At 71.1% G+C, this 18,909-nt stretch carries 9 protein-coding genes; 1 reads left to right on the forward strand and 8 read right to left on the reverse strand.

The features are described 5' to 3' along the window. Positions 1-49: 49 nt before the first annotated feature. The 8 genes from ABH920_RS32350 to ABH920_RS32385 form a co-directional block, all read right to left on the reverse strand. Positions 50-3,355, reverse strand: a complete 3,306-nt coding sequence (locus tag ABH920_RS32350) for a hypothetical protein (RefSeq protein WP_370353010.1) — start codon at positions 3,353-3,355, stop codon at positions 50-52. 135 nt (positions 3,356-3,490) lie between these two features. Next, positions 3,491-4,813, reverse strand: a complete 1,323-nt coding sequence (locus ABH920_RS32355; protein WP_370353011.1) for a hypothetical protein — start codon at positions 4,811-4,813, stop codon at positions 3,491-3,493. Then, entirely contained in the window at positions 4,810-7,635 is a 2,826-nt protein-coding gene (locus ABH920_RS32360) for a zinc dependent phospholipase C family protein (protein ID WP_370353012.1), read from the reverse strand. The genes ABH920_RS32355 and ABH920_RS32360 overlap by 4 nt, the downstream gene beginning before the upstream one ends. A 1,268-nt stretch (positions 7,636-8,903) precedes the next feature. Further along, entirely contained in the window at positions 8,904-11,639 is a 2,736-nt protein-coding gene (locus tag ABH920_RS32365) for a CHAT domain-containing protein (protein WP_370353013.1), read from the reverse strand. A gap of 29 nt (positions 11,640-11,668) precedes the next feature. Next, a complete protein-coding gene (locus ABH920_RS32370; RefSeq protein ID WP_370353014.1) occupies positions 11,669-12,175 on the reverse strand; it encodes a hypothetical protein in 507 nt (168 codons plus the stop codon). Next, a complete protein-coding gene (locus ABH920_RS32375; RefSeq protein WP_370353015.1) occupies positions 12,166-12,777 on the reverse strand; it encodes an RNA polymerase sigma factor in 612 nt (203 codons plus the stop codon). Before ABH920_RS32375 ends, ABH920_RS32370 begins: the two co-directional genes overlap by 10 nt. A gap of 172 nt (positions 12,778-12,949) precedes the next feature. Next, a complete protein-coding gene (locus ABH920_RS32380) occupies positions 12,950-14,635 on the reverse strand; it encodes a S8 family serine peptidase (RefSeq protein WP_370353017.1) in 1,686 nt (561 codons plus the stop codon). Between the two features lie 435 nt (positions 14,636-15,070). Next, complete coding sequence (locus tag ABH920_RS32385; protein ID WP_370353018.1) at positions 15,071-17,443, reverse strand: BTAD domain-containing putative transcriptional regulator; 2,373 nt, start codon at positions 17,441-17,443, stop codon at positions 15,071-15,073. Between the two features lie 139 nt (positions 17,444-17,582). On the opposite strand from ABH920_RS32385, the gene ABH920_RS32390 reads away from it, so the two are divergent. Then, positions 17,583-18,905, forward strand: coding sequence for a lysine N(6)-hydroxylase/L-ornithine N(5)-oxygenase family protein (locus ABH920_RS32390; protein ID WP_370353019.1), 1,323 nt, complete (start codon positions 17,583-17,585; stop codon positions 18,903-18,905). Positions 18,906-18,909 lie beyond the last annotated feature (4 nt).

Here is an 18,909-nt window from a genome sequence, read left to right on the forward strand (position 1 = left end):
CCCGCGATACGGCCGTAGCCGTGTTCATGCCGGCGGCAGGCCCGGACGGTCATGCTGCGCTCCTCGGGGTGTAGCTGTACTCGAGCATCAGCGTCAGGTTGGCCAGAGATGTGAGGTCCAGGGCGCCGGAGGTCAGCCACGCGGGATTGCCCGTGTCCGGCACGGTGATGGTCCAGTCGCCGACCACCGGCCTTCCCAGCTGGGTCGTGAGCGGACTGCCCGTGGTCGTGCTGGTCGCCAGTCCGCCGGTGTCGGTGACCGCCGCGGCGGCGCTGCCCGCGCCCGGCGCCGTCAGGTTGAGCGTCAGCGCCGACGGCGAGTGGCCGCCCGAGGTGGTGACCAGCAGACCGACCTGCGTCAGCTGCGTCGCGGTGTGGTTGAGCGGCAGGTCCGACGGCGCGACCGTCAGCGTCGCGGTGTGGTTGTTCACCAGGTTGAAGAACGTGTCCGGGTACAGCCAGCGCAGCGGCAGGCCGATCTGCGTGGTGTGGGCGCCCGGCTGGGTGTCGAGCATCTGGCGCACCTGGGTGGCCAGCTGGGGGTCGTAGCGCGTGTCGTAGGTGAAGCTGACGAGCACGTCGGTGACGAGGTTGTAGTCCAGGTCGTTCACCTCCATCGGGACGTCGAGCACCCAGCTGCCGATGACGCCGGCGCCGGCGAGGATGCCGGTCTCGTGCGGGTCCCCGAGGGCCGCGGCCGGGTCGGTCCGCCGGTCGAAGTCGCTGATGACGAGGGTCTCGGCGGTCTGGACGCGGCGGCGCATGTGGTCGGTGTCCTGGTCGGTCCAGGTGTCGGTCGGCGTCCGGTAGAACGACAGGCCGCCGCACGTCAGCGTCGCGAAGATGCCAGTGGGCTGAGTCAGACCGACGAGCGTCACCTCCACGTGCCGGATCCGGCCGCCGTACGTGCCCGGATACGCCAGGTCGAAGTCGTCCGGCGTGGTGTCGAAGGCGATCTGCCCGGTCTTGCGGAACTGCGTCTCGAAGAGGTAGCTGTGCCGGGTGGCCAGGCTCAGGACGTGCGTGACCGGCTGGGCCTTGGTGCGCCGGGTGCCCAGGAGCGTGTCCGTGAACGACTGGACGTCCGCCATCAGCATGTCGGCGGCCAGCAGGCCCCGGATCTCGTCGGTGGAATAGTCCGCCCGGATGACGGTCATCGACGTGTCGTTCTCGAAGTTGTACGCGCTCTGCATCATCTTCGCCGCCCGCAGCGCCATGTCGAGGTAGCGGCGGTAGATCTGGTACATCCGGTCGCCCATCGCCTTCCACACGCCCGCGGTGAACGTCATGTCGTCGAACGCGCCGACGACGGCCTGGGCCTCGGAGGTGTGCAGCTGTGCGAGCGCGACCTGCCCCTGCGCGGCCACGACCCGCGCGTTGGCCGCGGTGACCTCCGCGGCGGCCTGAGTCGCGGCGCCCTGCATCTCGGTCGCGGTCCGCTGCATGGACGCGACCTCGTACTGCAGGCTCAGCCGACTGGAGACCAGCTGCACCGCCGCGCCGATGTCGCCCTTGTCGCCGGAGATCGTCTGGCCGCTCTGGAACTGGTCCGCCAGGGAGTTGAGGTAGTCGGGGTCGCCGTCGTCGCCGCCGCTGACCTCGCTGCTCTCCGCCGCGTAGAGGATCGACTGGCTGTGCGAGCTCTGATAGTCGGCGGCGTTCTGCGTCGCGTCCTGCGCACGCAGGTCGGCCAGGGCGAGGCCGGCCTGGTAGGCGGCGGCCTCGGCGCTCGCCGCCTGGACCTGGAGGGTCGCGGCGGCCGCCTCGGCCTGGCAGTCGGCGACGTGCTGGGTCAGCTGGAGGCGGGTGAGTTGCGCCTGGTCGGCGCGGTCCCAGTAGTTGATGACGTTCTGCTCGACCGTCACGGCGAGCTGGCAGAACTGGCCGGCCACCTCCTGGAGGTACTCGAACGTCCAGATCGGCACCGACGGCGCCCAGTGGCCGTGGAAGTCCAGGCCGGCCTTGATCTGCCCGAGCTTGACGAAGGCGTCGATGATCGGCCCGACGATCGCCGGACTGGTCACCGCCGCGACCGCCGCCGGGTTGCCGATCAGCTGCGCCAGCGTCGGGATCACGGCCCGCGCGACCTGTGCCCCGGCCCCGATCCCGGTGGTGGTGTACAGGACGCTGTTCGGGACGGCGCCGGCCTGGGTGACGATGCGCTCGTAGATCGGCAGCGCGCTGGGAGGGTCGTCGTTCCGGTAGAGGCTGTCGCCCCAGGCGACATACAGGGCCGCGATCTTCGCCCACAGCTGCGGCGCCTCGATCTGGGTGTTGATGTACTGGTAGGCCGCCGCCTGCAGGTAGCAGGTCTCGGCGTTCGGCCAGTCGCCGAGCGCCGCGTAGCAGTCGCCGAGGCCCATCGGGATGATGAAGTAGAACGTGTGGGCCAGGGAGAGGACGAAGTCGCTGCCGCTGATCGGCTGCGCGAGGATGTCCGGCAGAATGCTGAGGCCGACGCGCGAGGCGTAGACGTACTTCTCGATCGACGCCGAGTCGGGGATCGTTCCGACGGCGAAGTCGAACGACGAGACGCTCATCTGCTGCGCCGAGCCGAGCGAGCCTGTCGCCACGCCGATCTGCCGCTGCTGCGTGAGGGACGTCGGGAGGACCGTGATGTCCTCGCTCATGGTCGTGATGACCGGCGCCACCGCGGCGCTCTGGCCTGCGGCGGTTGCCGCTGCCGCCGAACCCGAGGAAAGCTGCTCGGCCGCCAGGGCGCTCGGCTGGCCCGTCGTGCGCGTCAGGGCTTTGGTGAACAGCGAGGCGACCCGATGCGTGATGCCGCCGTCCGCCGGAAGGGCGAGCACGGCGTCCGCCACGTTCCGGTCCAGGGAGATCGCGTGCTGCTCGAACTTCGATCCGGCTTGCTTGCTGCCCTGTGCGGTGAAGATGGCCGACAGCCGCGCGGCACTGGCCGCCTCCGCGCTCGCGGGCGTTGAGACCGCCGGGGCGAGCAGGCCGACCTGGTCGAAGGCCGGGAACTCCTTGGCGCTGTCCGGGCCCAGCGGGTTGACGGGGCTCAGGGGGCCGGGGACTGGCAGGACACTGAGCCAGTTCAGCGACGTCTCCAGAAGCGTGCTCAGCCTGGCGGTGTCGAAGGGCACGCGCCCGACGAAGCCCGATCCCGCCTTGAGGCCCGGGTCGAGCTGGGACCAGATCAGCGTCTGCGCCTTCTTGTAGTCCGCGATCGCATCCTGGTAGCGCCGGGCCACGAAGTCCGAGCCGGCTGCGGTGAGCGCGTCGCTGATCTGCTGGAGGAGGACCGTGTCGGGATGCGAGAGGTCCGGCACCAGCTGGAAGTACCGGGCGTCGCGGATCGTCGTGTAAGTGGTCTGGCGGACGTCGATGGCCATGGCATGCCGATTCTGTGAGAAGCATGGTCGGAACAGGTTTGAGAGTCTGAGCAGCGCGGCCCGCCTGCCGGACGGGGGCCAGCGGACGAGCCGCGCCGTACTGGGGCGCGCCCCGGATCAGGGCGCGCCGGGCCGTCAGCCCGTGTGGACGACCGTGTAGCCGCCGATGACCTGGCCGCCCTGGCTCGCGGTCACCCGGTAGACCTGGGCCTGGCCCGGCGGCGGCGTCTGGTCGCCGGTGGCGAAGACGACCTGCGCGCCGTCGCCGGCGGCTTGGACCGCTGCGCCAGTGCCGATCTGCCCGGGGGCCGCGAGGGTGATCGCGCCGGTGCCGATGGCCTGGGTCGGGAAGACTCCACGGACCCCGCCGTGCAGCTGCAGCCAGGGCATCGTCGTGGGCGCGTGCCGCGCGACCGCGATGTCGGCGTTCTGGCCGAACAGCTGGCCGACCGAGAGTTTCAGCGGCAGCGCGCCGTTGCCGCCGACGGCGGGGACGACGTGGATGTTGCGCTGTCCGAGGTGGCGGTTGACCCGCGCGTCCCACTCCGGGGTGGTCATCGGGTCGGCCGTGACGTCCCAGATCCGGACCAGCAGGCACTCGTGGCCGCCGTTCGCGTAGGTCGCGCGCCAGCTCGTCGGGCACTTCACGACCTTGTGGCAGTCGCCGGCGCCGCGCGCGCCGAGGTTGGTGACGGCCGTGTCGATCAGGTGCGCCCCGACCGGGTTGAAGCCCAGCGACGGGTTGCACCAGTAGAACTCGACGATCACCTCGTTGGCCGGTGCCCGGCCCAGGTTCCACACGTGCGCGTAGACGGTGTTGTCCTGGCCGGCCAGGGCGACCTGCCCCAGCTGCGGCGGGATCGGCGGGGCCAGGTCCGGGGCGACTCCGGCGAGGATGTAGACGTCAGGGCTCTCCCAGAACACGTCCAGCGGCCGGGTTCCCGTGTCGCCGGGGTTGCCGCGCATGAGCAGGTACGGCAGGTAGAGGTTCTTGCGCACCCCCGGCCAGACCGTCGGTGGCAGGGGGCTGAGGCTCCCCGGTTGGAGCGAGCCGAGGTCGCCCGGAGTGATCGGGTGGCCGTACGGGCCTCCGCTGACGGTTCCCGGTACGCGACCCGGCCGTCCCGGGACGTCACCGGTACCGCCGCCGGGGGTACCGCCGCCCGAGTCGCCGCCGCAGGTCCCTGCGCAACCATGGCGGTTGCAGTGAGAGCAGTTCGCGCGGGCGGGCCGGCAGGGCACTGATCGGCCGCAACCGCAGCCGCACCCTCCCGCGGTGCCCTCGATGACGTCGGCTGCCAGGTCGAAGGCCTGGCGCACCAGGCTCATCGCGTCGCTGCGCACGTCGGCTCCGGCTTCGCAGGGTTCGATGGCGCGGGGTCCGGTGTCGCGGGGCTCGGTGCCGCGCTGGGCCGCGACCGCGGCCGCGGCGATCTTCGGCAGATCGTTCGTGGTCACTTCGGCGGCCTCCTCGTCAAGAGCGTCTGTGCGTTCGTGTCCTCAGCCGGCTTCCACAGCGGCTGGTTCGGGTTCGCGGCAGCCGTGGCCGCCGGTGCCGCGCCTGCGGCCGGTGCCGCCCCCGCGGGCTGCGCGGGAGCCGTCGCGCCACCCGCTGTCGCTCCGGCGGGTTGCGGAGCGGCCATGCCCGGGACCGGTCCCGGAATCGGGAGGTGTCCTCCCGGGATCGGCAGGCCGTCGAAGTAGTGCAGCTGCACCGGTATCTGCCGCGGTGCGTCCGGAGGAGCGCCCTGCCAGGTCGGGCTGCCTTCCGGCTGCGCGACCGGTTGCTGGAACGCGTCCCCGCGGTGGTCGTGACCGACCTCCGAGCCGCGGATCCAGTCCCAGCAGCGGTAGCCGTAGCCGCGGTCGGCGTCGAGGTTGAAGTCGGCCACCGGTCCGCCGTCGGGGTCCACGATGCGGCCCATGAGGTAGGCGGCGAACGGGATCGGGTCGCCGAGCGGGCTGTGGTCGGTGCCGGGGTCGCGACCGATCACCGACTCGTTGATCGCGTCGGTGTGCGCCGGCGTGACAGCGTTCTCGTACGCCGTGCGCTGGGCCGGCGTGATCGGCCGGTCGGTACGGAACAGCACCTGGTCCGGGGTGACGCCGGTCGGGTACGGACCGCTGACCGTCGTCCCGGCGCGCTTGCCGAGGACCGCCAGGATCTCGGCGCTCAGCCGAGCGTTGACTCCGGCGTAGTCGAGCTCAGCGACGACGTCCGAGGTCTCGGTCGGCGTCGCGTAAACGCTGTTGTCGTCGCGGCGCGAGATGACCGGATACGCCCAGGGGCGGCGGAACTCGTTGGGGGCGTCGCCGCTGTCCTGCTTGGGGCGCACCGGGAACAGCGGGTAGCGGTCGTTGCGCGGGTTGGTCGGCTCGACGATCAGCGACGGGTCCCGGTCCAGATGGCCGAACGGATCGGTGGCGTCGGCGAGGGCCTGCAGGAACGCGTTGTCGACCGTGCTGCCCAGCTTGATCAGGTTCTCGTCGATCTCGTTCGGCTGCCGCAGCTCGTTGTTGTCGGGGTACCGCAGCTCGCCGTGGGGGATCTCGAAGCCGATGTGGGCCAGGACCTCGTGCGTGTTGTTGACGATGTCCCAGGCGTACATGGCCAGCTGGTAGAGCGCCCACCGCACCGGGTAGGTGCCGGGGCTGAGGATCGTCTTGACGAGGTCGCCGCCGAGGTCGACGATCGCCTCGCCCTCCTTGAAGAGCCACGTCAGCAGGGCGAGCAGGATCGCGCAGACGTCCTCGATCGGGTCGCTGCTGTCGACGCCGGAGAAGTCGGGCGGGCTGGCCAGGTTCGTGAAGTCCGAAGCCGGAGGCCACTCGACGACGTCGGGCTTGCGGGGCTTGTCGAGGTCGAAGCCGGACCAGAACGCGAGGCGGTAGTACGAGATCATGAAGCGGTAGGAGGTCTGCACCTCCCACGGCAGCGGGTAGCCGGGCGGGACGTCGAAGGACGGCGTCGGGGCGACCGCCGCGAGCACGTCGTCCAGCGGCTGGTTCAGGGTGATGCCCGCGTCGTTGAGGAGCTGTTCGAGCGTCGTCCGGACCGTGCCCATGCCGTTCTGGAACGTGCTGCCGCCGAGGTTGGCCGGCTCGGGGAACCCGTCGTCGTGGTAGGTGGCGATGAGCGCGCGGACGATGCCGTCGGCGAGCCACTGGGGCATGAAGCCGTCCTGGTCGACGGCGGCCTTCGCGGCCGCGGCGTCGTCCGGCAGCGTCGCAGGGCGCTCCCATCCGTTGGGGTGGTCCTCGTCCAGCGCGACGGCGTAGACGAAGGCCGAACGGCCGAGGTCCGGGTACACGTCGTCGGCCGCGAGGTCGTCGGCGGGCAGAGTGCCCGTGCCGTCCGTCCGGGCCTGCCGGTAGTTCCAGGCATCGATGTGGTTCTCGACCACGTGGTGGCGCTGCCAGTGCGTGCGGAAGGGGCCGCCGGCCTGCTCATTGACGAAGGAGTGGCCGATGACGTCGGTGCCGATGTGCGCGATCCAGCCCAGGGCGAACGCCTGGAACTGCTCCAGCTTGTCCTGGTCGCCGTCCTGGGCGAACTGCCGCTTGGCCTCGGCCAGCAGGTTCTGCGCCATCTGATTGGTCTTGCGGTAGTGGAGCATGTCGCTCCACACGAACGCCTGCTCGTCCCAGCCCACCCGCATCTTCAGTGAGAACCAGGAGAAGACGTCCGTGAACGTGACCAGTTCCTCCTCGGCGACCTTCACCAGGGCGGTCACGAGCTCGCTGCACGCCGTCGCCGCCGCGCTGATGACGCCGCCGGACAAGTCGTCGAGCAGGTTCACGGCGGTGTCGACGATCGGTCCCACCGTGGCGTCCCAGACCGCGATGAAGTCGGCCCAGATCTTGCGAAGCTTGATCAGGAACCTGACGACCTTCGCAAAGGTCTGGTCCACCTCGGCCAAGATGACGACCAGCGGCTCCCAATCCTCGTCCTTGGCATGGTCGATCCAGTAGTAGACCGACATCGCGAGCATGATCAGGTCGTCCTGGAACGGGAACTCGGCCAGGGGCCCGCTGGAGTAGTCCTGGCAGAAGAAGAACAGGTCGGGGCCGATCGCGCCGACGTTCGTGTACTTCGGCCACTTCTTCATGAGCTCGCCGCAGTGCTTCGGCGTCAGGCCGTCGGCGCCCGTCAGAGCCGTGACGGCCCCGCCGGGCCCGTCGGTCGCCCCGGCCTGGTCGTTCGGGTTGAAGCTCTCCTGGCCCTCCAGCCAGTCAGCGAGCCTGCGAGCTGTGTAGACGTGCGTGAAATGCCCCGGCATGAGGCCACACCCCCCTGTTGCTACGGCCGAGCCGGACGGATGAGTCCGCCCGCGGTCCGTCTCCCTACATGGGTTCAGTGCGGCGGCGCGGGGGCTGGATACATGTTCGGGGGTGGTTTTTCCGGCGCCCCTTCTTGATGTGTGGGTGTGGGTGGTTGGGGTGTGGTGGGTGCAACGGGTGCGGTTTGTTGGTGGGTTTTAAGAGCTTTTTACGGCTTCGCAGGGCTTTAAGAAGGATCCGCTGGGTGGCGCAGTTCGGTGGTGTGCCTGGGGATGCGCTGGCGGCTGGCGGTTGTTCGTGTGCACGACCGCGCACCGGTCCGGGTCACTGCGCACGCGTTTGGTCTGGCGGCTGGCGGCCGGGTGTGGTGGGTGCCTGAAAGTCAAAGACAGGGCCTCCGGCGGCGCCTGCGCGGCGAGCGGCACTCGCTCCGGGGAGGGGGGGTCGCGCTGTCTGCTGCCGGACACTGCTTGTGGTCGCCTTTGTCCCGGGTTCCCCGTCGCGTCGTCGCCTGATGGAAGCTGACCGGTCCGGTGGTATCAAGTCGGACCCCTGCTGCTGTGGTGCTGTCGCGTGCGACTTGACACCACCGGCCCGGTCAGCTTGGCGGCGCCCGCCGACGCGACGGGGAACCCGGGACAACCCCGGCCTGTGGTGTGGACATGGTCCACTCGGGTGCGTACACCTGCGGGTGGTGACGTGGCGTGCCCGAGATGCGGGAATCCTTCCCACAGGTGGGGTTGTCCCGGATCCCTCGTCGCTGTCGGCGGTGCTTGCACAACCAGCCCGGACTGGCGGGGTCAAGCCGGACGAAACTTGACCACAGCAGCGTGTGATCCGGCTTTACCCCGCCAGGCCGGGATGGTTCCCTCCGGGCGACGTCAGCGACGAGGGATCCGGGACTCGGCGACCAACATTCGGGCCGCCGCCGACGCGGGGGGTTGGGGATCCCTCAGAGTCTCGAGTGCCCCCGCCGGAGGCGCCTGCCCTTGACTTCAGGCACCCACCACGCCCGACGATCGCCGCCTACGCAACGCATGCGCAGTGACCCGGACCCGCGCGCGGTCGTGCCCAGCAACACCGCCGGCCGCCAGCGCCACCCGCAGCACACCACCGAACTGCGCTACCCAGCGAGGTCACCAAACCTTAGGCGAAGCCGTCAAAAAACGCCTTTGACTGTCAACCCACAAACAAACCGCACCCGCCACCAGCACCCACACATAGGTCAGCAGCGCCGGTCTTCTGGCGCTCCTCACGCCGGCGCCGATCAGCCGGCGCCGAAGCAAGTGAAGGCGGCCATCGGGTTGGGCCCGGTCGCGGCGGCGAGAGCCTGGGACGGCGTGCTCCCGGCGAGGAGATGGCGGTGGTAGGCGGCCATCACCTCGGCGGTGGCGGCGTCGCCGACGGGGGCCGACGCCGCGACGACAGTCGAGCTGCCCAGGTGGAGCAGGGTGGTCACCAGGCCGAGGGGTTCCTCGCCCGGACGCATCGAGACGTGGCCGACGTCGCAGGCCGACAGGACGACGTGGCGCGGGGCGGCGTCGAGGTGGAGCAGGTCGTAGGCCATCAGGGGGCCGTCCGCCAGTTCGAGGCGGGAGAACAGGACGTTGTCCGGTTCGTGGCGGCCGTGGACGGCGAGGTGGGCCATCGGGGCGCCGTCGAGGGCCCGGAGGGTCGCCTGGACGGTGGCGTGGGCGCCGTCCAGCGTGGTGGAGTCCGGGTACTGCGACGCGATGGCGTTCAGTTCGCGGGTCGCCTCGCGCAGCCCGGGGCCGGCGATGAGGGTGAGGGCGAGGTGGTTCCGGGCGGTCGCGGCAGCCGCGTCGTCGGCATGGCGTGTCGCAGTGTTCGATGCCGCCGGCGCGCTCACGGCTCTGGCCCGATGAGCCGCGAGCCAACTCGTCGCCGACGGCGCGACCGTCAGCGGACGTCCACGAAGCGCGGGGAGCAGTTGCCAGGGCAGCGCGGCCAGCGGTCCGCAGGGAACGACGACCAGTTCGCGGTCGCCGATCAGCCCGAGCATCGTCGGTCCGAACAGCCGCGCGTCCAGCTGCGTCGCGTGCGCGGTGAGCGCCTCGGTGACCGCCTTCTCCATCCGGCTGGGCAGGAGCCTTCCGACCAGCGCGGTGATGTCCGCACGCAGCCGCCGAGCCGTCTCGTACGTCTCGGCCGCGCCGCCCAGCGGCAGCACCCGGCGCTCGGTGTCGGTGACCACGAGGCCGAAGAGCGTCCCGCCCTGCCGGAAAAGGCTTATCAGGGCTTGTCTGGACGGCGCCAGGGCCGCGGCCGTCTCGTCCAGACCCGCCACCTTGCCGGACGAACCCGCGCCCGGACTCGGCCACGCGCTCTGCCGGATCCGCCGTTCGAGGGCGGTTCGGCGGCCGTTGAACGCCGGATCAGCCGGGGTGCCCGCCATCACGGCCGTCCGTCGCCCGAATTCGAGCTGCCGGAGTTCGGCCACCGCGGCAGCGACCTCGGGGTCCGTCGCAGGACGCACCGGCTTTATCCGCAGTGCCTGCGCCCGGGACAGCTCCGACCAGGTGAAGACCTCGGCGGCCTTGCCGTCCACCAGGCTCAGGGCCAGGCCCGCCGCCGCGACCTCGACGCCGAGCGCCGCGGTGCCGGTCTGGAGGTCGACGCTGCCCAGCCGCGAACGGTGCCGTGACAGGACGGCCAGGCCGGAGCGGAGCGTGCGTAGCGCCGTTTCCCGCTCGCCGGCTGCCGATGACAGCTCCGCGAGGGTCAGGTATCGCAGCATCCGTACATCCAGCGGGACGGCTCTGCCGGGAGTCCTGAGCGTTCGTGCGCGACGAGCGGCCTCGGCGACGCGGTCGGCAGCGACGAGCGCCCTGATGCCGAGCAGTTCGGCGGCTGTCGCGTCGTGGCCCAGGCCCAACTCGCGAAGGCGTCCGGCCAGATCGAAGGCGCGGGCCGCGAGTCGGGCCGGCGACCTGGAGGTGACCGATTCTGCGAAAGCCGCCGACGCGACGCCCGCCACATCGCCGGCCACACTGCCTCCGCCGGCGACCGACGTGCCAGAGAACACAGTGAGCTGATAAGCGGCCTGAAGCGCGATCAGCTCGGCGGCGGCCGCACCCGAGGCGTTGCCACGCCGCCTGAATCCCGCACGAGCCGATCGAGCCCACTCTCGCGCCGCCCTGGCGTCTCCGGCGAGCAGCGACGCCTCAGCACGCACCGCCTCGGCCTCGGCCCGGTCCTGACTCATCCGCTGGCCCCGGAAGAGCCCGATCGCCGTGTCCAACTCGGCAGCCGCGTCCGTGGCGAGGCCGGCGAGAAGCAGAGCCCTGGCGATGTCCACGACGGCGACCGGCCGCCACGAAGGACTCAACACCGCGAAACCATCGGCGGCCTCCCCGATCGTCCGCAGTGCGGCCGGCACGTCGCCGACGATGAGGTCGCAGCATCCGAGGTTGTGCAGAGCCTTCACCGCCAGGAGCGGCCGGTCGGCCGCCCGCGCCAGTTCCAGGCAGCGTTCTGAGTCGGACCGTGCGCCGGCGAAGGCGCCCGTCTCCATCCGCGCGACGGTCCGGTTGAGCAGCACCCGGGCCATCTCCACCGGCTCCCGCTCGGCGTCGATCAGCCCGACGGCCAGGTCGAAATCCGCGAGCGCCGCCCGCGCCCGGCCGGTCCGGAGCAGCAGCAGCCCCCGCTGGCCGAAGAACTTGCCGCGGTCGGCGGACGCCACCAGCGGCTCGCACCGCACGAGCAGCGCGAACCCCAGCGACGTGCGGCCCTGCTCCGCTTCGGCGTGTGCCAGGCTGGTGAGGATCCTCGCGGCGACGACGTCGCGGTCGGGTGAGGGGGCTGATTCCCATGCCGCCACCGGTCGGGCGCCGAGCGGGACGCCGAGCAGCCGCAACGCCTTGCGCAGATGACGCGCCGCCACCGCAGGCCGGCCGAGGGCGGCCGCCTCGACGCCGAGCCGGTGCAGTCGACCCGCCTCGACCAGCGCCGACGGCCTCGCACGGAGCGCATCAGTCATAGCTCGGTCTTGCTCCGTCCATCACTCGGTCAAAGTACGACGGCCGGGGTCACCACCGTACGCCCGCCAGCCGGCGATGCGCCGTCCTCCGCCTCCACGGCGATCTGAACGAGACCGTGCGGGACGTCCACCAAGACGAATCGGCCGAGCTCGTCGGACGACGTGTGGAAGTCCTTCTCCCCGGTCCGCAGCCGCACATGGTGCACGGCCGGCGGGGCGAGCCACCCGTCGACCCGCATGGTGTCGCCGGACGGACTCACCTGCACCACGATGGTGAGGCTCTCGCTGTCGAACGTTATCGTCCGGCTCTGCTCGGTGCCTCGGACGCCGACCGCTTCGAGGCTGGACGCCTCCAGCCGGGCGATCTCGTCCTCCAGGCCCGCGAGGTCCAGGGCGAAGGCGACGCGGGTGAGGAGTCCGGCGGGCACCGGGTCGGCGTCCTCGTACAGGGCTCTGACATCGCCGAGGATCGCCAGGTCGATCTCGTCGATCGGGTCGTCCGCGCCGGCGGGCCTCGGCTCCTCGGTCAGGGACACAGGGCGCTCCAGCGGGTGTCGGCCAGGAGGATGGCTCTGAGTTTGGCCAGACATCGCCCGCGATTCGGGCCGACGGAGCCGCGCGGCATCCCCAGCGACTGCGCGACCGCGTCGTAGTTGGGGCGGTCGGTGACGGCCAACAGCCGCAGCAGCTCGGCGCAGCGCGGGGTCAGCCGCTCCAGGGCCTCGCGCACGAACCGCAGCCGCTCCTCGGCGATCACCCGCTCCTCGGCCGGCTCGGCGGGGTCGACGAGTCCGGCCAGCTCCTCCGCGCCGATCGACCGGGTGCGGTCCAGGGATTTGCCCAGCCGCCACGATTCGCGCTTCGTCGCCGTCACCAGCCAGCCGATCAGCGCGGCCGGCGTCTCGATGTGCGCCAGGCGCGCGACCAGGCTGAGCCACACCGACTGCACGACGTCCTCGGCGTCGTTGTGGACGAGCCCTTGGCCGCGCGCGATGTGCCAAAGCAGGGGCGTCAGCTCGGCGACAATCTCGTGCAGGCCTTCGCGGTCGCCGGCCTGTGCTCGGCTGAGGAGACCGCCCAGGCGCTCGGCGCGATCCTGGGCCGGCTCGGTTTTCGCGTTGCCATCCGCCTGTCGCACTTTGTCTGAATACCCTGATTCGCCTGTCAGTGTTGTCAGGCCTGCCTGACTCTGACTGGTCTGGCTCGCGTCGGTCGTCTGGCCCGTCTGGCCCGTCCGGCCCACTTCGGCCGCCGCACCCGCGCCGGTGCCCGTGCCGATCCCGTCGGGAGCAGTCCGTATCGTCACGCGATCACCCGCCGACCGTGCGCAGGGCTCGCGCGCCCCGGGTGATCGCGTGCGAGGCGTCGAGATGCTCCATGCCCACCGCCGGATCGCGCTCGGCTTCGAACAGCACCGCGGCGGCGAGGGCTGCCGCCACCAGCGGCGCGGAGAACGAAGTCCCGCTCCACGTCGCGAAGCCGGACCGGAAGTCGTCGGGATCTATCGTCTCGCGGCGCTGCGGCAGTCCGGGCCCGTTGACCTCGGCGAGGGAGTTGAGCGCGCCCTCGCTGCCGTCGTACGTCGTCGGATACGTGCTGATCACCGCCGCACCGGTGGCCCAGCAGCGCACCCACGGGCCGTCATTGCTGAAGAAGGCCTTGCTGCCGTTGGGGTTCAGCGCTCCGACGCTGAGTACGACGGGGACGTTGCCGGCGCCCGGCGGCAGCGCGGCCGGGTAGCAGGGGCGGTCCGTCGAGTCGTTCCCGGCCGAGGCCACGACCAACACGCCGCATTCCGCGAGCTGGCCGATGATCGAAGCGAGCTGCGAGGTGTAGGCGACGTCGTCCGCGTTCTCCGAGTAGTAGCCGGCGGACAGCGAGACCACGTCGACGAACCGCTCGGGGTCCCCCTCGCCGGCCTGCGCGTAGCGGACCTGAGCCAGCAGTTCCGCGAACGCCACCAGCAGATCGTTCTCGTAGACGACGCCGTCGTCGTGCATGAGCCGGATGCTCCGCACCCGGGCGTCGGGCGCGGCCTGGCGGATGATGCCCGCGATGAATGTCCCGTGCCCGGAATGGGTGTCCAGCTCGCCGAGCAGTGGCGTGTCGTAGACGGGGCCCTCCACCGGATCCGGCAGCGGCTCGGGCACGTCGGCAGCGGCCTCGGCGGCGACGAGCAACGCCTGGATCGCCGGATCCACCAGCACGAAGCCGTCGTCGTAGAGGTCTGAGGAGTAGTCGAGCCACGGGTGCGGCCCGATCCCGGTGTCCAGGACGGCGACCGTCGGCCGCCGGCCGCCGAGCTGGCTCAGGGTTCGACGACGCGGCGCGGGCGCGATCACGTCGACCGGCGCGCGGCCGCCGCTCCCAGCCCGCGAGTACGACCAGCCGCCGCTGTGGCCCTCGGTGGACGGCTGCCCCTCAGTGGCGGGATGCCCCTCGGTCGACGGATCGCCGACCAACGACACCGCGCCGACCAGCAGGTGTTCCAGCTCGATCCGGCTGACGGCATCCCGCAGATCCGGCTCGGCGAGCACGGCGGCGCGCAGCGTCTGCAACGCCAGCCACGCGTCGACGGACCGCGCGAGGGCCCCCGCGACCACCTCGATCCGCACCCGCCGATGGACGTCAGGGTAGTGGGGCTGGTGGCGCCGCAGCACATCGGGCACCGCGTGGGCCAGCGGCCGGACCCGCTCGAAGGCCAGACGGTAGCCGACCGCGGCCAGGACCTCGTTGAGCCGCGCCAGGACCAGGCGGTTCCCCGGCTCGAAGAAGCTGTTCGGCACCTGCAGCACAGCACTGCGATAGATCGTCGAAAGCGGAGTCGGCGCCCCGGCGAACGTGACGGCCGTGGTCGGGCGCAGAATCCTGGCCCCGTGGCGGTCCAGCACGTCCTGAGGCAGCCAGACCGGGTCCGTCGGCCCGGACCACGTCCTCGTCCGAAGACTCCCCAACCGCCCCCGACGATCCTGATCGCGGCGAAAACTGATCACCATCTGCGCGCCACCCTCCAGCCGACCGCCCGAGCCCTACAGCGTCAGTAACAGAGTGCACCAAGGGGCCCGGGAGATACCGGCGGACCGCGAACTAGATCGCTTTATCCGTAGCACGAAACGCCCAGGTCGGGCCTCGCGGCCGCCGAACATTCGGCGCCCGTGGATCCGGTGTCCGCCGCAACGCCGCTACCGCCAGTAGAGGTATGCGCTCCGTCCGGTGCCGGTGCCGGTGCACTTGCGTACTCGCGGCGAGCAGACGACGCTGCGTGGCGCCGCTAGCCGCGCTGCAACCGCAACCCCGAACTGGCAAACGATGCGGACGGCTGCCCCACTTGACCAGCGGTCGATGCCTGGCTCGCGCTGCTCCGCGCGTAACGACGCGGCGGACCACGTTGAGATACTCGCGCTTGGGGCCACCGAAGAATTCAGGGCGAGCTACACCGTCTGGGCCACCGCGTCGGCGGAGACACGATCCGTAGGATCCTGAAGCAGCGCGGGATCCCACCCGCGCCGATGCGTGCCGACACCGCGTGGCGGACCTTCCTCACGGCACAAGCGCACGGGACCTTGGCCACCGATCTGTTCCCCGTCGACACGGTCACGCTCGAGCGGCTCTACGTCCTGTTCGTGACGGAGGCGAAGACGCGCCACGTGCACATCTTGGGCGTAGCCGCGCATCCGACCGGCCAGTGGGTCGCCCAGCAGGCCCGGCAACCCATGGCCACGCTGGAAAGCCGAACGAATGATCTCCGATTTCTGAGGCACCAGGTCCAGGTGTCTGCGCAGCGGGGGGAGCAGCCGCGTCGCCTTGTCGGCGCTGTGCAGGTGCCAATTCAGCATTCTGTCTAGGGCTGTGGTGCGCTCCTGCTCCGACAGATCGTCCTCGGCGCAGGTCTCGGCGTAGTCGCGCATGAGATCATGCAGCCGGTAGCGGTCGGCGACCCGGCTTTCGAGCAGCTGCGCGTCGACGAGCGCCTCCAGTGCCTTCTCGGCCTGCACGCTGGACACACCCAGCAGCGCTGCCGCGGCCTCCAGACTGAGATCGGGCGCCACCCACAAGCCCAGAAGGGGAAACGCTCTGGCCGCCGCCTTGTCCGACCGGGACGAGGATGCCCGCAGCGCGTCGTAACTGGCCTGGAAGCTCGCCCGCACGGCGGCGTCCTCGACCTCCAGCTCGTCCAGCCGATGCGCGCCGGCCAGCCGGTCGGCCAGATCCCGCAAGCTCCAGGACGGCCGCGCCGCCAGCCGCGACCCGGTGATCCGGATCGCCAGCGGAAGACCGGCGCAGGAGGCCAGAATCCTCGCTGCCGCCTCGGGTTCGGCGGCCATCCGCTCGGCGCCGATCATCGAGGTCAACAGCGCGCGGGCCTCTCGCTCCTGGAAACCGCCGAGGTCGAACCGGACCGCCCCCGGGAGCGAGGCGAGCCGGGACCGGCTGCTGACCAGCACGCCGCACCCCTCCGAGCCGGGCAGCAGCGGACGCACCTGCGCCGCGTCGCGCGCGTCGTCCAGCACCAGCAGGAACCGCCGCCCGGCCAGAACGCTGCGATACAACGTCGCACGCTGATCCAGCTGCGGCGGCACGGTATCAGGAGGCACGCCGAGCGCGGTCAGCAGGTCGACGAGGACGTCGGATGGATCGCGCGGTGCGGTGGCGCCGCGCAGCTCGACGTACAACTGCCCGTCCGGGAAGTCCTGACGCCACTGATGGGCCGCGTGGACGGCCAGGGCGCTCTTGCCGATGCCGCCCATGCCGGAGATGGTGGAGATCACCACCCTCCCGGCCGTCGAACCGCCGGTCATCAGGGTGGTCAGGGCCGCCACCGCCGCCTGCCGGCCGGTGAAGTCCGCGGTGGTCGCGGGCAGTTGGGCCGGGATGATCCGGACCCCTGCGGCGCTCGGCGGGGTCGCGACCAGCGCCGGGACCGGGACCGGGGCCGAGGCCGGTGCGGGGTTCGCCGTGACCGGAGCGGACTGCGACGCGGGAGGCGGGGCGGACTCGGCGACGGACCTGTCCGGCCGGTTCCGCACCGACCGCTCGCCGCCGGCAGCCGCGGGCGGCTTCCCGGTCCACGTCAGACTCGGATCGTTCGCCAGGATCGCGTGATGCAGGGTCCTGAGCCCCTCGCCCGGCTCGATCCCCAGCTCCTCCACCAGCGCCCGCCGCCCGGCCTGGTAGGCGGCCAGCGCGTCGGCCCGCCGTCCGCAGCGGTGCAGCGCGAGCATCAGGTCGCAGCGTAGCTGCTCGCGCAGCGGCCAGGCCTCGACCAGCGTGCTGAGCTCGCCGACGATCCGGGCGTGGTGGCCCAGCGCGAGCCGGGCCGACAGACGCGTGCACCTCGCGTCCAGCCGCATCTCCAGCAGAGGGTTGACGGTCTCGACCGCCAGCAGGTCGCCCGGCACGTCGCACAGCGGCTCGCCGCGCCAGTCCACCAGCGCCTGCCCGAGCATCTCAGCGGCCTGCAACCACTCGCCGCGCGCGTGCGCGGCCATGCCGCCGCGGTACAGGTCGTCGAAGCGCTGGACGTCGAGCTCGCCGGGCTCGACGGTGAACACGTACCCGGGCCGCACGGTCGCGATCCGTGCCGCGACCTGTTTGCCCAGGCACTTGCGCAGCCGCACCACCAGCACCTGGAGGGCGTCGCGCGGCCGCTGCGGGGCGTCCGTGCCCCAGATGTGCGCGACCAGCGAGCCGGCCGAGACGACGGTGTCGGCGTGCACCAGCAGCACCGCGCACAGCGTCCGAAGCCGCCCCTCCGGGATACGGCACGCCTCTCCCTCGTCGTCGAGCACTTCGAACGGTCCCAAGAGCCGAAAATCCATAAGCCAGACCCCGCTGTCCGCCGGTATCGAACGGTCGCAGAAGGCAGAGTGTAGGAGGTTTGAAGGAACCGGTCCCCACCCTGTTGTTCGAAACCTGATTCGCCTTCGAACGGGGACCATACCGGTGACGTCAAATAGTGTTGATGGGTCCGCACACTACGCATGTGTCGGCGTCGGTGTCGGTCCGGCCAATCTCTCGCTGGCCTCGCTCCTGCACCCGCACCCGGGGCTGAAGAACCTGTTCCTGGAGCGCCGGGCCGCCTTCGGCTGGCACGACGGGCAGCAGATCCCCGGCGCCACGTTGCAGGTGTCGATGCTGAAGGACCTGGTGAGCCTGAGCGACCCGACGAACTCGTTCTCGTTCCTGAACTACCTGCACGCCAAGGGCCGCGCCTACCACTACCTGAACGCCCAGTTCGACGAGGTCCCGCGCCTGGAGTTCCGCAACTACCTGGCCTGGGCCGCCGCGCGGAACCCCAACATCGCCTTCGGGCGGACCGTCACCTCGGTCGAGTTCGACTCGGTGTTCCGGATCCACACCGACTCCGGCATGGTGAGCGCCGATCACCTGGTCGTCGGCGTCGGCACCCAGCCGTGGGTGCCGGAGCACGCCCGCGAGCACCTCGGCGAGAGCCAGTTCCACGTCGCCGACTTCATCCCCCGCGCCGACGGCCTGGCGGGCAGGCGGGTGGCGGTCGTCGGCGGCGGACAGTCCGGCGCCGAGGCCTTCCTGGACCTGATCTCCCGCCCGCACGACCGGCTCCCGCGCCGCGTGACCTGGATCTCCCGGCGCCCCAACTACCTGCCCATCGACGACTCGCCGTTCACCAACGACTTCTACATGCCCTGCTTCTCCGACCACTTCGCCGGCCTCGACCCGGCGACCCGCGGCCGGTTCACCGCCGAGCACGTACTGACCAGCGACGGCGTCTCGGAGTCGACGCTGCGGGCCATCTACCAGCGCGTCTACCACCACCGCTTCCTGTCCGGGGCGCCGGACCTGGTCGCGCTCTACCCCGATCGCCACGTGGTGCAGACCGAGCGCACGTCCACGGCTCCCTGGCAGCTGACCCTGAAGCACAACAACCCTTCGCAGGCCCCTGAGGTGCTGGAAGTCGACACGGTCGTCTGGGCCACCGGCTACCGGCCGGCCTCTGCCGACTTCCTGGCCCCGCTGGCCGGCCGGCTGGAGCGCGAGCCCGACAGCGGCGAGATCCGGGTCGACCAGCACTATGCCGCCGTCTGGGACGGCCCGCCCGGCCACCACGTCTTCATCCAGAACAACACCCGCAGCCAGCGCGGACTGGCCGACCCTAACCTGTCGCTGCTCGCCTTCCGGGCCCAGCGCATCCTCGACCGGATCATGGGCAGCAGCCACGAGCACCAGCACAGCTCCTTCATCGAGTGGAACTCCAAAGTCCCGGCCCAGCCGATCGAAGGACGCTGATCCG

This window comes from Catenulispora sp. EB89, from assembly GCF_041261445.1.
GTDB lineage: Bacteria > Actinomycetota > Actinomycetes > Streptomycetales > Catenulisporaceae > Catenulispora.